The sequence below is a fragment of the Nocardioides zeicaulis genome (genome assembly GCF_042432345.1).
Taxonomy (GTDB): domain Bacteria; phylum Actinomycetota; class Actinomycetes; order Propionibacteriales; family Nocardioidaceae; genus Nocardioides; species Nocardioides zeicaulis.
This window is the reverse complement of sequence record NZ_JBHLXH010000001.1, coordinates 1,625,446-1,640,070: the sequence shown is the minus strand read 5'-3', so window position 1 is coordinate 1,640,070 and position 14,625 is coordinate 1,625,446. Positions and strand designations below refer to the sequence as shown.

The 14,625-nt window shown below is 72.1% G+C and carries 11 protein-coding genes; 9 read left to right on the top strand and 2 right to left on the bottom strand.

Annotated elements, in window-relative coordinates; genetic code table 11:
* Positions 1–10 precede the first annotated feature (10 nt).
* Positions 11–406 (bottom strand): hypothetical protein, encoded by a 396-nt coding sequence (locus tag ACFFJG_RS08050; protein WP_378518081.1) that lies wholly within the window; start codon positions 404–406, stop codon positions 11–13.
* A gap of 152 nt (positions 407–558) precedes the next feature.
* Here ACFFJG_RS08050 and ACFFJG_RS08045 point away from each other — a divergent pair, with 152 nt between their 5' ends.
* Both ACFFJG_RS08045 and ACFFJG_RS08040 read left to right on the top strand, forming a co-directional pair.
* Positions 559–1,203: a response regulator gene (locus ACFFJG_RS08045; protein ID WP_378518080.1), complete on the top strand. Its 645-nt coding sequence runs from the start codon at positions 559–561 to the stop codon at positions 1,201–1,203.
* Positions 1,200–2,957: a sensor histidine kinase gene (locus ACFFJG_RS08040; RefSeq protein ID WP_378518079.1), complete on the top strand. Its 1,758-nt coding sequence runs from the start codon at positions 1,200–1,202 to the stop codon at positions 2,955–2,957. The genes ACFFJG_RS08045 and ACFFJG_RS08040 overlap by 4 nt, the downstream gene beginning before the upstream one ends.
* Before the next feature lie 51 nt (positions 2,958–3,008).
* Here the strand turns inward: ACFFJG_RS08040 and ACFFJG_RS08035 are convergent, their stop codons facing one another.
* Positions 3,009–3,926, bottom strand: a complete 918-nt coding sequence (locus ACFFJG_RS08035) for an SMP-30/gluconolactonase/LRE family protein (protein ID WP_378518078.1) — start codon at positions 3,924–3,926, stop codon at positions 3,009–3,011.
* A 143-nt stretch (positions 3,927–4,069) separates the two neighbouring features.
* Between ACFFJG_RS08035 and ACFFJG_RS08030 the strand changes: the two genes are divergently transcribed.
* From ACFFJG_RS08030 to ACFFJG_RS08000, 7 genes are all read left to right on the top strand, one after another.
* Positions 4,070–5,353 (top strand): ABC transporter substrate-binding protein, encoded by a 1,284-nt coding sequence (locus ACFFJG_RS08030; RefSeq protein WP_378518077.1) that lies wholly within the window; start codon positions 4,070–4,072, stop codon positions 5,351–5,353.
* A 95-nt stretch (positions 5,354–5,448) separates the two neighbouring features.
* Positions 5,449–6,441, top strand: a complete 993-nt coding sequence (locus ACFFJG_RS08025) for a carbohydrate ABC transporter permease (protein ID WP_378518076.1) — start codon at positions 5,449–5,451, stop codon at positions 6,439–6,441.
* Entirely contained in the window at positions 6,438–7,268 is an 831-nt protein-coding gene (locus ACFFJG_RS08020) for a carbohydrate ABC transporter permease (protein WP_378518075.1), read from the top strand. Before ACFFJG_RS08025 ends, ACFFJG_RS08020 begins: the two co-directional genes overlap by 4 nt.
* Entirely contained in the window at positions 7,265–8,704 is a 1,440-nt protein-coding gene (locus ACFFJG_RS08015; RefSeq protein ID WP_378518074.1) for a GH1 family beta-glucosidase, read from the top strand. The genes ACFFJG_RS08020 and ACFFJG_RS08015 overlap by 4 nt, the downstream gene beginning before the upstream one ends.
* A gap of 5 nt (positions 8,705–8,709) precedes the next feature.
* Positions 8,710–9,726, top strand: a complete 1,017-nt coding sequence (locus ACFFJG_RS08010) for a LacI family DNA-binding transcriptional regulator (RefSeq protein ID WP_378518073.1) — start codon at positions 8,710–8,712, stop codon at positions 9,724–9,726.
* The gene (locus ACFFJG_RS08005) at positions 9,713–10,465 is read left to right on the top strand and encodes an SDR family oxidoreductase (protein ID WP_378518072.1); all 753 of its coding nucleotides are present in this window, start codon (positions 9,713–9,715) and stop codon (positions 10,463–10,465) included. The genes ACFFJG_RS08010 and ACFFJG_RS08005 overlap by 14 nt, the downstream gene beginning before the upstream one ends.
* Positions 10,466–10,652: 187 nt before the next feature.
* Positions 10,653–14,615 carry a hypothetical protein gene (locus ACFFJG_RS08000; protein ID WP_378518071.1) on the top strand — a complete coding sequence of 1,321 codons (3,963 nt, stop codon included), beginning with the start codon at positions 10,653–10,655 and terminating at the stop codon, positions 14,613–14,615.
* Positions 14,616–14,625: the final 10 nt, after the last annotated feature.

Below are 14,625 nucleotides of genomic sequence, written 5' to 3'. Positions count from 1 at the left end.
CAGCGAGACCTCAGCCGCGCTTCGAGGGAGACAGGATCAGCACGGTGAACGCGAGCGTCCACAGCACGCCGGCGGCGACGAGGATCTTGATCCCGGCCGGCACGTCGACGAAGAAGGCGGGGAGCGAGGTCAGGGTGACGACGATCAGCGAGCCGACGGTGAGGCGGGCGGCGGCACGGTTGCCGGAGCGCCAGGCGATGACGCAGGCGACGAGTGCGACGGCGGAGAGCACGGTGCAGACCCAGAGGATCGCCATCGGCGGGCCGTTCTGGTCGCCGGTGTCGGGCGGCATGAAGGCGCTGGGCAGGTTCGTGACGGCGTAGAAGAGGGCGAGGCCGAGGCCCACCTTGTTCCTGGTGCTCCAGCGGGTGGTGGAGGCGGTGCTCGGTGCTGCGGTGGTGGTCATCGATGACTCCTTCTCGGGTGGTGGTGCCTCCAGAGTCGTGCCGCGCGCGCCGCCCGGGATCGGCGTACGTTCCCCATCATCAGGGAGGAATCCCGGCTCGGGTAGGAGCAGGATCCCGGGTCAGGAGCCCCTGCAGGCAGGACGATGAGCCCATGGACCCGATCCGCGTCGTGCTGGTCGACGACCACCCGGTCGTGCTCGGTGGCCTGCGCGCGCTCCTCGACTCGCTGCCGGACTTCGACGTGGTCGGCGAGGCCACCGACGGGGAGGCGGGGGTGCGCGAGGTCGTCCTCACGGAGCCCGACGTCGTGCTGATGGACATCCGCATGTCCGGCATCGACGGGCTCGAGGCGACGCGGCGGATCCGGGAGAGCACCGAGGGCGTGGCGGTGCTGGTGCTGACGATGTTCGACGACGACGACACCGTCTTCGGCGCGATGCGCGCGGGCGCGCAGGGGTACCTCCTCAAGGGCGCCAGCCAGGCCGAGATCGACCGGGCGATCCGGGCGGTGGTGGCGGGCGAGGCCATCTTCAGCCCGGGCGTCGCGCAGCGCGTCCTGGGGTACTTCTCCGCACCCCCGCCGGTGGCCGAGCCGTTCCCCGAGCTGACCGCGCGCGAGCGGCAGGTGCTCGACCTGATGGCCGCCGGCGAGCGCAACCAGGCCATCGCCGACCGGCTCTTCCTCTCCCCGAAGACCGTCGCCAACCACATCTCGTCGATCTTCGTGAAGCTCGCCGTCGCCGACCGCTCCGCCGCCATCGTCCGGGCCCGGCGGGAAGGGCTGGGCGGGTCGTGACCGCGGTGCTCGTGGTGGCGGCCCTCCTCGGCGTCGAGACCGTCGCCGCGGGCTGGGTGATCGGGCAGGCGCGCCGGTCGCGGGCGGCGGCCGCGCTCCTCGTCCTGTCAGGCGTCGCGCTCCTTCTCGGGTGCGCTGCCGTCGTGCTCGAGGTCGCAGGCGCCGCGCCGCCGGCCTTCCGGGCGGCCGCCTTCCTGCTCCTCCCGCTCACCGTCGTCGCCTACCCCCGCCTCGCCTGGCGCGAGCCGGTCTCGTTCGTGCTGCTGGTCGTGGTCGCGGCCGCGGGCGTGCTGAGCGTGGTGTGGGACGTCGCGGGCGACCCGATGGCGTACGTCCTCGTCGTCGCGCTGCTGCTCCACGCCTGGTGGGCCTACGAGCAGGGGGATGCGGCCGACCGGCGCGCGCTGGCGTGGACGTCGCTAGCGTGGATCGGCGTCGGGGTCGTCGTTTCGGCCGGGGGGCTGCTCGCCGAGTCGGCTGGGGCCGGCGACTTCGCCGGACTGGGCGCTGCCTTCCTCGTCCTGGTGCTCGCGGTGCCGGCCGCGATGGTGGTCGGCGTCGTGCGTCCGGAGGTCGTCGACGTACGCGGCCTGGTCACGCGCGCGGTCGTGGCCGGCAGCGTGTTCGTCGTCTACCTCTCGGCTGCCCTCGGCCTCACCTCGATCGCGGAGGCACTGCAGGGGGAGCCGCTCGGGGTGACGCCGGTGGTCGTGCTCTGCGGGCTGCTGGCCTTCGGCGTCCGTCCGCTGCAGGTGATGCTGCGTGGGGTGGTCGACCAGTTGCTCTTCGGCGACCGGCCCGACCCGCTCGCCGCGGCGACCACGCTCGCCGACCGGATCGGCGACGACCCGGCGCTGGCGCTGGGCGCGGTGCGCGAGGCACTGGTGCTGCCGTACGCCAGCATCCGCGCGGGCGGCGAGGTGCTCGCCTCGTCGGGCACCGAGGTCACGCACACCCGCGTGCTGCCGCTGCGGCTCGGCGCCGACGAGGTCGGGGAGGTCGTCGTCGGGCTGCGCGCCGGCGACCTCGGCCTGTCGCCCGCGGACGAGGACGTGCTGCGGATCGTCGCGCCGCTGCTGGCCCAGACGCTGCGCGCGCGGCGGATGAGCCGCGACCTCCAACGATCGCGCGAGGCGGTGGTCGGCGCGGTCGAGGAGGAACGCCGCCGACTGCGGCGCGACCTCCACGACGGGCTCGGCCCCACCCTGAGCGGCGTCGCCTTCGCCACCGACGCCGCGCGCAACCAGGTGCGCACCGACCCCGACCGCGCCGAGGAGCTGCTCGCCCAGCTGCGCGCCACGACCGCCGACGCGATCACCGAGATCCGGCGGCTCGTCGAGGGGCTCCGGCCGCCGGCGCTCGACGAGCTCGGGCTGGAGGGCGCGATCCGGCAGCACGCGGCGACGCTCCACTCGGCGTCGGGCGTGCCGCTGCCGGTCGCGGTCGACGTACCGGCTCCGCTCCCGCCGCTGTCGGCGGCGACGGAGGTCGCGGCCTACCGGATCGTGGTCGAGGCGCTGACCAACGTCGTACGCCACGCGGGCGCGACGTCGGCCTCCGTGTCGCTGTGCGTCGAGGCGGGGTCACTCCGCCTGGCCGTGCGCGACGACGGTCGGTCGGCTGCCGGGTGGGTGCCGGGAGTCGGACTGTCGTCGATGCGGGAACGGTCGTCGCAGGTCGGCGGCACGTTGACCGCCGGCGCGACGGAGTACGGCGGGGTGGTGGAGGCGTCTATCCCGCTCGGCTCGGTTTGACTACCGCCTGCCCAGCGACCGGCCGTACGGGCTGCCGCCCGCTGGTGACGGTCACGAGCCGAACGCCGCGACGGGCGCTCCTTCCACGCCCACGTCGACGCAGAAGACCGCACCGGCCGCAGGGTCCTCGGAAGCCCCCAGGCCCTGTCGCGACGTGGTGATGTAGAGGTGGGTGTCGCCCGGGCCGCCGAAGGCGCCGGACGACACCTGGGCCGCGTCCACCTCGACGACCGCGGTGAGGTCGCCGTCGAGGGAGTAGCGGTGCACGGCGGAGCCTCCCCACAGGGCGACCCAGAGACCGTCGTCCGCGTCCAGAGTCATGCCGTCTGGGTCACCTCCGGAGACCCGGGCGATCAACCGACGGTTCGTCAGCGCCCCGGTGGCGCCGTCGTGGTCGAGCACGTCGATCGATCCGCGCGGGGTGTCGACGTGGAAGGCCCGGGTGCCGTCGACGGACCAGACGAGTCCGTTGGGGATGGTCAGACCTGTGAGGGCCTCGGAGACGGTGCGGTCGGGGTCCAGCTGCCAGAGGGTGCCTTGCCCGGGGAGTGCATCGACGCCCATCGAACCGCAGTAGAACCGGCCCTGGCGGTCGCACCCGCCGTCGTTCATGCGGTGGTCGGTTCCGAACAGCCGGGGCGAGGACCACTCGACCTCACCCGCGGCGTCGAGCAGGAGGAACCCGGCGTCCGCCGCGACCACCACGCCTCCACCGATGCGGGGGCGCCAGGCGCCGACGGTCGAGCCCACGTCGAGGCGTGACTCGACGCGGTCCCCGTCGAGGGTGAGGAGGTCGCCCTGGAAGACATCGACCAGGCGGATCCGGGCCAGCCAGGGGTCCCAGCAGATGCCCTCTCCGTGGTGGGTGACCACGTCGGTCAGCCGGTGGGCTCGGATGGCTTCCTCCTCGACGAGGGGTGGCGGGAACAGCTCGGTGCGAGGTGAGGGTATGCCAGGCGCCGAGTTCATGGAACCGATTGCACCGCTGCGGACCCACAAGCGTCCCGACTTAAGAGGCCCCTTGACGGGTGGGTGTGACCCCCGTCATAGTTTCTCGCCAGCAGCGGTGGAATCGATTCCACCACCGGATCGATCTCGAGGAGCACCCCGACATGCGCCACTCCACCTCTCGACGGAAGGCCGCCGTCGCTGCCGCGCTGGCACTCGCGGCCGGCACGACAGCCGCCTGCGGCGGCGACTCCGAGGCCAGCCAGGCCTCGCTCGGCAAGGACGACGTCCTCACCATCACGACGTTCAGCGACTTCGGCTACGACGCGCTCATCGAGAAGTGGAACGCCGACCCGGACCGGGCGTTCACCGTCAAGATGACCAAGATCGCCGACTGGGACCCGTGGAAGCAGACGCTGACCCAGAAGCTGCAGGCGGGCGACGGCCTCACCGACATCGTCGCCGTCGAGGGCGACGCGATGCCGCAGTTCCTCTCCGAGGGTGCCTCCGACCAGTTCGCCGACATCTCGGACTCCTCGCTCGACGACCGCTGGGTCGAGTACGCGTACAAGGCCGGGCAGACCGCCGACGGCAAGCAGATCGGCTACCCGACCGACGCCGGGCCGGAGGCCTTCTGCTACCGCGCGGACCTCTTCGAGAAGGCCGGCCTGCCCTCGGATCGCAAGGACGTCGAGGCGATCTTCGAGACCTGGGACTCCTACTTCGCCGCCGGCGAGAAGCTCACCAAGGCGCTGCCCGAGACCAAGTGGTACGACTCCAGCGGGTCGATCGCCCAGGCGATGCTCAACCAGGCGGAGTTCCCCTTCCAGACGGCCGACAACACGGTCGACGTGGACAACGACGAGCTGAAGAACGTCTGGGACACCGTCACCACCTACTCCGCGACGCTGTCGCCGCGGGTGGTGCAATGGAAGGAGGACTGGACGGCGAACTTCACCTCCGACGGCTTCGCGACCATGCCGTGCCCGGGCTGGATGTTCTCCAACATCAAGTCCAACGCGCCCGAGGTCGACGGCTGGGACATCGTCAACGCCTTCCCCGGCGGCGGCGGCAACTGGGGCGGGTCCTACCTCGCCGTGCCCGCCATGTCGGAGCACCAGGAGGAGGCCAAGCAGTTCGCCAGCTGGCTCACCGACGCCGACCAGGAGCTCGCCGCCTTCGACGCCGCGGGCAACTACCCCGCCAACGTCGAGGCCCAGCAGAGCCTGGCGGAGGCGAACGCGACCGACCCCTACTTCAACGACGCACCGACGGCCGTGATCCTCGCCGACCGCGCCGAGGCCGTGGAGCCCGGGCACCCCTACAAGGGCGACATGTACTCCGACATCCTCGGCCTCTTCCAGACCGCGATCCAGCGCGTCGACGAGGGCACCTCGCCGGACGAGTCCTGGAAGACGTTCACCCAGGCCGTCGACAGCCTGTCCTGACCCATGCCCGTGACCCGCAGCGAGGTCCCGGCCGGGGAGGTCCTCGTGACCTCCCCGGCCCGGGGCGCCCGGGCTGACACGAGAGGAGGAGCGCGATGACCACCGTCCAGGACCACCGACCGCTCGACACCGCGTCGCCAACAGGCCCGTCCGGCCCGCCCACCGACCTGACGTGGCGCCAGAAGCTCTCCCGCTGGGACTTCCGGTTCTCGCCCTACCTCTACGTCCTGCCGTTCTTCCTGCTCTTCCTCGCCATCGGCGTCTACCCGATGGCGTACTCGGGCTACCTCTCGTTCTTCTCCTGGCCGCGCTACGGGGTCACGCACGGCGAGGGCGTCGGGTTCGCCAACTACGCCCACGTCCTGGCGGACCCGGTGTTCCACAAGGCCTTCTGGAACACCATCGGCATCTTCCTGCTCTCTGCCGTGCCGCAGGTGGTCATCGCCACCGTGGTGGCCGCCATGCTGGACACCCCGCTGCGGGGCCGCGCCTGGTGGCGGATGAGCGTGCTGCTCCCGTTCGTCGTCGCGCCGGCGGCCGCCGCCCTCATCTTCGGCAGCATCTTCGCCGACAAGACGGGCCTGGCCAACGAGCTGCTGCGCGCCGTCGGGCTCTCCGGCGTGGCCTGGCACACCGACCGGTTCGCCAGCTGGACGGCGGTCGCCACGATGGTCAACTACCGCTGGACCGGCTACAACACCCTGATCATCCTCGCGGCGCTCCAGGCGATCCCCCGCCAGCTCTACGAGGCAGCGGCGATCGACGGCGCCAACCGCGTGCAGCAGTTCTTCCACGTCACCCTGCCGTCGATCCGGCCGACGATGCTGTTCGTCATCATCACCGCGACCATCGGCGGGATGCAGATCTTCACCGAGCCCCGCCTCTTCGACACGAACCTCCAGTTCCAGGGCGGGGCCGACTACCAGTACCAGACGCTCACCATGTACGTCTTCAACACCTCCAACAGCGGCACCGACCCCTACCCGCGCGCCGCCGCGGCCACGTGGCTCATCGTCCTGATCATCATCGGCATCGCCCTGCTCAACTACGCGGTCACGCGTCAGGTCCAGAGGAGGGGGGAGCGATGAGCCGACGTCCCGGGTTCCTCGTCTACGGCCTGCTGGCCGCCTTCGTCCTGGGCTCGGTGTTCCCGCTCTACTGGTCCGCCGTGATCGGCTCGGTGACCAAGGAGCGCGCGATCCAGAGCCCGCTGCCGCTCCACCCCGGCGGGTACTTCCTCGACAACGCCCGTCGCGTCTTCGACCAGATCGACTTCTGGTCCGCGCTCGCCAACTCGGTGCTCGTCTCCGGGGTCTCGGCCGCCTCCGTCGTGTTCTTCTCCACGCTCGCGGGGTACTCCTTCGCCAAGCTCCGGTTCCGCGGGAGCACCGTGGCGATGGGGTTCATCGTCGCGACGATGGCGGTCCCCACGCAGCTGGCCTTCGTGCCGCTGCTCAAGACGTTCAGCAACCTCGGGCTGACGGGCACCCGCACGGCCGTGGTCCTGCCCTTCCTCGTCACCGCCTTCGGGGTCTTCTTCATGCGTCAGTACCTGCTCGACGCGATCCCCGACGAGCTGATCGAGGCAGCCCGCGTGGACGGCTGCTCGCAGCTGCGCACGTTCTGGACCGTCGCGGTGCCCGCCGCGCGGCCCGCCATGGCGATCCTCGCGCTGTTCACGTTCATGCAGACGTGGACGGAGTTCATGTGGCCCCTGCTGATCCTGCAGGGCTCCGACACCCAGACCCTCCAGACCGCGCTCGACCAGCTGAAGATCGCGCCCGCCGGCGGCATCGCCGACATCGCGCTGCTGCAGGCCGGCACCCTGCTCGCGACGATCCCGCTGCTGCTTCTGTTCATCCTCACCGGCCGCCAGCTCGTGGCCGGCATCATGCAAGGAGCCGTCAAGGGATGACGACCCGACCCTTCCCGTCCGACTTCCTCTGGGGCGCCGCCGCGGCGGCGTACCAGATCGAGGGCGCGGTGGACGCCGACGGGCGCACGGCGTCCATCTGGGACACCTTCACCCGGGTGCCCGGCGCGATCCTCGACGGCCACACCGCCGACGTGGCGTGCGAGCACTACGACCGGATGCCCCACGACGTCGCGCTGATGAAACAGCTCAACCTGGGCTCCTACCGCTTCTCCGTCGCCTGGCCGCGCGTGCGTCCCGACGGCGGCCCGGTCAACCGGGCCGGTCTGGACTTCTACAGCCGGCTCACCGACGAGCTGCTCGCGGCCGGGATCACGCCCTGGCTGACGCTCTACCACTGGGACCTGCCGCAGGCGCTGGAGGACAGGGGCGGCTGGACCGACCGCGACACCGCGCACCGGTTCCTCGAGTACGCCATGTCGGTGCACGACGTCCTCGGCGACCGCGTCGACAGCTGGACGACCCACAACGAGCCGTGGTGCTCGGCGTTCATGGGCTACACCAGCGGCGGCCACGCGCCCGGGCGCCGGGAGGGGGTCGCCGGCGTCGTCGCTGCCCACCACCTGCTGCTGGGCCACGGCCTGTTCGTCGAGGAGTTCCGCCGCCGCGGCGGGACCCCCGAGAACGGCAAGGCCGTGGGCATCACCCTCAACCCGACCGTCGTCGAGCCGTTCGACCCGGCGCGCGAGGACGACGTCGAGGCGGCGCGACGCCTGGACGGCTTCCACAACCGGGTCTTCCTCGACCCGCTCCTCCTCGGCAAGTACGCCGACGACCTGTCCCTCGACACCGAGGGCATGCTCTTCGAGGGCAGGCGGTGGGAGGACTTCGTCCAGGACGGCGACCTCGCGCTGATCAGCGCGCCGCTCGACTTCCTCGGCGTGAACTACTACCACCCCGAGGCCCCGGCGGCCCTGCCGCGCGACGTGGAGCCGGACGATCTCCTCGGGAGCCGGATCCAGCACTCGCCGCGCCCCCGCGAGTCGCCGTACCCCGGAGGTGGCGTCGTGTTCCCGCGGACGGGCCGGCCCACCACCGACCGCGACTGGGAGATCGACCCGGACGCGCTGACGCGCCTGCTCGTCCGGCTCGAGCAGGACTACGGCGCACCGCCGATCTACATCACCGAGAACGGCGCGATGGCCGACGACGTGGTGGTGGACGGTGCGGTCCACGACCTCGGTCGCCAGCAGTTCATCGAGCAGCACCTGCACGCCGTGCTGGACGCGATGGACCGGGGCGTCGACGTGCGGGGCTACTTCGTGTGGTCGCTGATGGACAACTTCGAGTGGAGCTACGGCTTCGCCCACCGCTTCGGCATCGTCCACGTGGACTACGACACGCAGGTGCGCACGCCCAAGGACAGCGCCCTGTGGTTCGCGGAGGTGGCCGCGGCGAACGGCCTGCCACTAGCGTGAGCCAGGTGGTGGTGAACGGGCACGCGTCCACGCTGGACGAGGTGGCCAGGCTGGCGGGGGTCAGCAAGGCGACGGCGTCGCGTGCGATCAACGGCAGGTCCAAGGTGAGCGCGAAGGCGCAGGCCGCGGTCCTCGATGCCGTACGCCAGCTCGGATATGCACCCAACGGTGCCGCGCGGTCCCTCGTCACGCAGCGGACCGGCTCGGTGGCGGTGATCCTGCCCGAGTCGGACGAACGCGTCTTCTCCGACCCGTTCTTCGCCCGGATGCTGCACAGCGTGGCCCGATCGCTGCGCGAGCGGAACCTGCAGCTCGTGCTCCTCCTCGCGCAGCCGGGCGACGAGGACCGCCTGCTCCTCTACCTGCGCGGGCGCTACGTCGACGGCGCCATCGTCGCCTCGCACCACCGCGACGACCGGCTCGCCGAGCACCTCTCCGACCTGGGGCTGCCGTGCGTGTTCATCGGCGCACCCTGGATCGGTGCCGAGCGGGTCCCGGTCGTCGACAGCGACAACGCCGGTGCGGCAGCCGCGGCCGCACGCGTCCTGGTGGACGGCGGCCGGCGGAGGATCGCGACGATCGCCGGGCCGCGTGACATGCGCGCCGGCCACGACCGGCTCGTCGGGTGGCGCCAGGTGCTGGACGCCGCGGGGCTCGACAGCAGCCTGGTCGCCTACGGCGACTTCACCGAGCACAGCGGGACCACGGCCTGCGCCGAGCTCCTCGACGCGGCCGGCGACATCGACGGCATCTTCGCCGCGTCCGACCTGATGGCCCTCGGCGCGATGCGCGAGCTCGAGGCCCGCAGCATCCGCGTCCCCGACGACGTCGCGATCGTCGGCTACGACGACCTCGGCGTCGCCGAGCGCACGCAGCCGCCCCTCACCACGCTGCGCAACCCGATCGACCAGATGGTCACCGAGGCGGTCCGGCTGCTGACGGAGTCGATCGACCAGGGCGGGCGCGGCGCCCCGCGCCGCGTCGTCTTCGTGCCGGAGCTGGTGCGTCGTGACACCGCCTGAGCGGAGCGCCGCCACCGGGGTCGCGGTCGTCACCGGCGCCTCGCGCGGGCTCGGCGCGGCGATCGCCCTCCGGCTCGCAGCCGAGGGCCGGCCCGTGGCGGTCAACTACCTCCGGGGCCGCGAGGGGGCCGAGGCCGTCGTCGAGCGGATCCGGAGCGCCGGGGGCGTGGCGCTGGCCTTCGCAGCCGACGTCGTCGACGAGCAGGGGGTGGTCGAGCTGTTCGACCAGGTGACCACGACCCTCGGCCCGGTCACCGCGGTCGTCGCCAACGCCACCGGTCCGCAGCCGGAGGTCGCCGTCGACGACCTCTCCTGGCGCTCGCACCTCGACCAGCTGGAGTTCTTCGTCAAGAGCCCCACCCTCCTCGTGCAGGCCGCGCTGCCCACCATGCGCGCGGCCGGCGGCGGGCGCGTCGTGCTCATCGGCTCGGACATGGCGGAGCGGGCCACGCCCCGCATGTCGGCCTACGTCGCGGCCAAGAACGCCCAGGTCGGGCTCACCAAGGTGTGGGCCAGGGAGCTGGGCCCCGACGGCATCACGGTCAACCTCGTCCAGCCCGGGTGGATCCCGGTCGAGCGCCACGCCGGCATCAGCACCGACTCCTACGCCGCCGACGTGCCGCTGCGCCGGATGGGCACGCCCGACGACGTCGCCGCGATGGTGGCCCACCTGGCGTCGGACGCCGGAGGCTTCATCACCGGGCAGCGCATCTCGGTGAACGGCGGACACACGATCTGACGCGGGTCCGGGGCGTGAGGGACGGCGAAGGCAACCCCCGGTATGGACCGCGGGCGGGGTTATGAGCGTTTGCCTGCAGGGGTGGTCACTCCACCCCTAGCGTCCGACGTACACACCTGACGAGGGCTCTCCCGCGACAACGACCGACTCGGCGCCGTTGCCTCCGTCGCTGATCGAAGGATCGCCCATGCTCCGGCGCCTCGTCCTGTGCCTCACGCTGTCCGTGATCGGCCTGCCTGCACTCACGCCGACCGCCGCCAGCGCCGACGGCGGTGCCGTCCCGCTGGTCCTGCAGATCGCCGACGAGCCCGTCGAGGTCGGCGCGCCCGCGTTCCGCCGGGCGCTCTTCGTCGCGGCCGACGCAGCGCGGCTCTCCGACCCGGACAACACCGCCGACCTGCTGGCCGAGCGGGTGCTGCAGCACGCGTACGCCCTTGCGCCGCAGACCGACCCGGTCGCCGCGGAGGACGCCGTACGCGCGCTCCTGCAGTCGGCCTCCTCGGTCACCGGCCCGGCGTTCGACGCCCGGATCGCGCGGACGATGGTGCTCTTCCAGCAGGCCGCGTCGGACGACCGTGGACCGATCGCCGCGACGCTCCAGCGCGCGACGACCGAGGTGGTCGCGCTGACCGCCCGGCAGATGAGCGCGGTCTCCGCCAGCTCGCACGCCGAGAACGCGCTCGGCACCAACGGCGACACCGAGTCGCGGCTGCTGATCTCGGCGACCTTCGCGCCGACCGAGGTGCTGCGCGACAGCGCCGGCCTGGCCGACACCAACGCATCGTTCGCCGCCGCGCGCGACGCGGTGTGGGAGGACGCCACCGGCGCGTCGATCCTCGACTCCAGCGCCGACCTCCTCGCCGACGCGCCGATGCTGAAGGACAACGCCGACGTCCAGGCTCTGGCCGCCCTGCGCGACGAGGCCGGCAACCTCAGCACCACCGGCGGCGTGATCGCCGGCACCCCGCGCGACCCCGCGCCGCACACCATCGGCGCCGCCATGGCCGACATGGGCGACGCCCTCGCCACGACCCGCGAGGCCGCGTCGGCCAGCACCACCTCCGACCCGCTCGACGAGGCGGTCGGCGCGGACGCCGTCGAGGACGCGCAGGAGAGCCAGACGACGCTCGCCCTGCAGACCGGCTTCCTCACCGGCGGCACGAGCGCTGCGAAGGACGTCGTCGACCAGGTCGGCGCCGTCGCGATCCAGGTGACGCTGCTGGCGATGGCGTTCAACGACTTCGCCGCCAAGGACATCGGTGCCGCCGCGCTGTCGGGCAACGTCGTCGGCGTCGTGATGACGCTGCTGCCCGCCGTGCTCGAGTGGGCGGGCGTCTTCGGGCCGTCGCAGGACGACCTCGTCACGACCCAGCTCGACAACATCTCCCAGCAGATGGCCGACTTCCAGAACTCGGTCAACACCCAGTTCACCCAGGTCTTCGAGGACCTGTCCCACGTCTCCGACCAGATCAACGACATCGCGCAGAAGCTCGACCGCGCCGTGATCGACATCGAGCAGGCGCGGGTGCAGATCGGTCAGATGTACGACAGCCTCAGCCGCCTGCAGGGCTCGCTCGACGCCGTCCAGAACAACATCCTCGAGGCGCTGCGCAACGGCACGAACTCGCAGCTGCGCCAGACGATCAGCTCGGTCCTGGGCTACCAGGAGCGCAACAACAGCCCGCTGCCGGCCAACGACTTCAACAACGCCGCGGCCTACCTCCACACCTTCGCCACGGTGACCGCGCGCCACAGCCCGGAGCTCAACACCGACTACCCGTCGTTCGACGTGCTCAACGACGCCAACCAGATGAGCACCGGCATCGCGAGCAACGTCCACTTCCTCGACCGCCTGCCGTCGCAGCGCGGGTGGGGCACGGACCGGCTCTCCGGGGTCGCCGGCGACGCGCCGGGCCTGGCCAACATGGACGACTTCGTGCTGGCGTCGCGGGCGTACTCCCAGCTGATGCTGGAGAACCCGGGCTACGTCACCGCGGGCTACCGTCGCTGGCTCAGCGACATCCGCCAGCTCGGGACGCCGCTGGCCGACCTGACCTCCGCGATCGCGACCTCCGACACCACCGACGGCACCGGCAGCACTCTCCTGAACCACGCGGTGTGCGCCCGCACCACCGCGGCGTTCCTCCCGACCGCCCAGCCGTGCCAGCCGCTGTCCGAGGAGACGCCCTCGGTCGGCACGCTGGTGGGCAAGGCAGCCCAGTCGCTCGCGACCGTCGTGCCCGGCTGGGACGGCGCCACGCGCACGCCCAGCTCGTCGCTGCTGGCGCAGGGCCGCACCACCTTCGACCCGTTCGTCAACCCCACGGCCGACGCCTCCGACCTGTCCGACCTGTGGCCCACCCTCCCGGGCCGCGACACCGTCGCCCAGTGCGGCGCGCCGGCGGGCGTGACCCAGACCGCGATGACCACGATGGTGCGCCCGCCCGCGATGACCCCCACCTCCCAGGGCGTCCCGCAGGGCTACCAGTGGGCCGACCGGATGGGCCTGGGCCGGCTCGACGTGTGCTTCAAGACCACGACGCGCTCGATGCGGGTCGACGCGTGCCAGTTCGGCACCCAGTGGATGGTCGTCAACCGGCTCGGCCCCAGCGAGTGCACCGACACCTTCTGGGACCCGGGCATCGGGTCGGCCAACGTGTGGGGCGCCAACACCACCGTCGGCTACAAGTACGACGACATCGCCTTCGTGTGGACCTTCACCCCGTTCGGTGGCTCGGGTGCTCCCGTCTACGTCCAGAGCCTGGTCCGCCGCGGAGCGGCCAACGCCTCCGCGCCACCGACCAGGGCCATCAAGCACGACCTCCCGTGGGGCGGCTACGACACCGCCGGTGCGGTGCAGACCTACATCAAGGACACCGACCTCGACGCGACGAACGGCGGCACGTCCGTCATCAAGTACGAGCTGACCAACGTCCAGGTGGCGCCGACCTACTCCGCGCCGACCACGTCGACGCAGGTGCGGGCCGGGTGGGGCGACGTGACCACGAGCGACGGGGTCGCGTCCTTCCAGGCCTCCAACGGCGTGATCGCCGACGGCGACGCGCTCGACCAGCCCATCACCGGGCTGGACCCCAAGCTCGGCAACGCGACCACGAAGTACGCCCGCACGTGCTCCGACGCCGAGGCCACGATCAACTCCCCGTGCAGGTTCGCCACGGGGGCCAAGCCGATCATCAGCCAGGCCACGGCGGCGGCGTCGGCCAAGGCCGGCATCGACGCCAAGCTGATCGGCCTGCAGGGTGACGTCTACCGGGGCCTCATCAGCGGCACCCAGACGGCCGGCACGCTCTCGGCCGGTCCGCTGCACGACGCGCTGGTCCGCCTCGACGGCGCCAACGCGGTGCTCGGCGCGTACCTCCAGCTCGGCGCCAGCGGTGCCCTGCGCCAGCACGACCTCACCAGCCTGCCGGGCGACCTCGACGGCTCGAAGGCGTTCGGCGTCGCGATCCGCCACGAGCTCGCGGAGACCGTCGCCGGCCGCACCGGCAAGGCTCCCGCGCGCATCGTCACGGACGTCCTCGACCCCGACGCGCTCGAGGTGCTCGACGGGCTGCTCGTGCCCTCGGTCCGGTTCTCCGGACGCGGGAGCTCGGTCACCAGCCTGAGCGGCGCCGTCGCGGGCCCGGTGAACCCGGCCGTGCAGTCGACCATCGACCAGCTGACCCTGACCGCCGTCGCGCTCGGGGCGCCGGCCACGGTGCCCACTCCCACCCCGACGCCGACCCCGACGCCCACGCCGGAGCCGACCCCGACCCCGACGCCCACGCCGACCCCCGTGCCGACGCCCACGCCGACCCCGGTGCCGACGACGGCACCGACCCCGGTCGTGTCGCTGTGGCTCAGCCCGCTGCGCGGCGTCCGGGTCACGTCGACCTCCGGCGGTGTCGCCGGAGCCGGTGTCGGCAAGCGCTTCAAGGCGCGCGTCACGGTGACCGGTGGCGCCGGCACCTTCACGTGGTCGCGCCGCGGTGGGCTGCCGCACGGGCTGCGGGGCGCGACCAGCGCCACTGGCGACTCGTACGTCATCACCGGCAGGCCGAAGCGAGCCGGCACCGTCGCGTTCACCGTGACCGTCACCGACTCGGCCGGCACGGTCAGCACGAGACGCTACCGGATCCGGGTGCGCTGACGAGGGGCGG

What these genes read in the sequence shown, in the direction of transcription:
- ACFFJG_RS08050 (WP_378518081.1), bottom strand. Translation starts at nt 406, where the DNA reads ATGACCACCACCGCAGCACCGAGCACCGCCTCCACCACCCGCTGGAGC.
- ACFFJG_RS08045 (WP_378518080.1), top strand. Translation starts at nt 559, where the DNA reads ATGGACCCGATCCGCGTCGTGCTGGTCGACGACCACCCGGTCGTGCTC.
- ACFFJG_RS08035 (WP_378518078.1), bottom strand. Translation starts at nt 3,926, where the DNA reads ATGAACTCGGCGCCTGGCATACCCTCACCTCGCACCGAGCTGTTCCCG.
- ACFFJG_RS08030 (WP_378518077.1), top strand. Translation starts at nt 4,070, where the DNA reads ATGCGCCACTCCACCTCTCGACGGAAGGCCGCCGTCGCTGCCGCGCTG.
- ACFFJG_RS08025 (WP_378518076.1), top strand. Translation starts at nt 5,449, where the DNA reads ATGACCACCGTCCAGGACCACCGACCGCTCGACACCGCGTCGCCAACA.
- ACFFJG_RS08020 (WP_378518075.1), top strand. Translation starts at nt 6,438, where the DNA reads ATGAGCCGACGTCCCGGGTTCCTCGTCTACGGCCTGCTGGCCGCCTTC.
- ACFFJG_RS08015 (WP_378518074.1), top strand. Translation starts at nt 7,265, where the DNA reads ATGACGACCCGACCCTTCCCGTCCGACTTCCTCTGGGGCGCCGCCGCG.
- ACFFJG_RS08000 (WP_378518071.1), top strand. Translation starts at nt 10,653, where the DNA reads ATGCTCCGGCGCCTCGTCCTGTGCCTCACGCTGTCCGTGATCGGCCTG.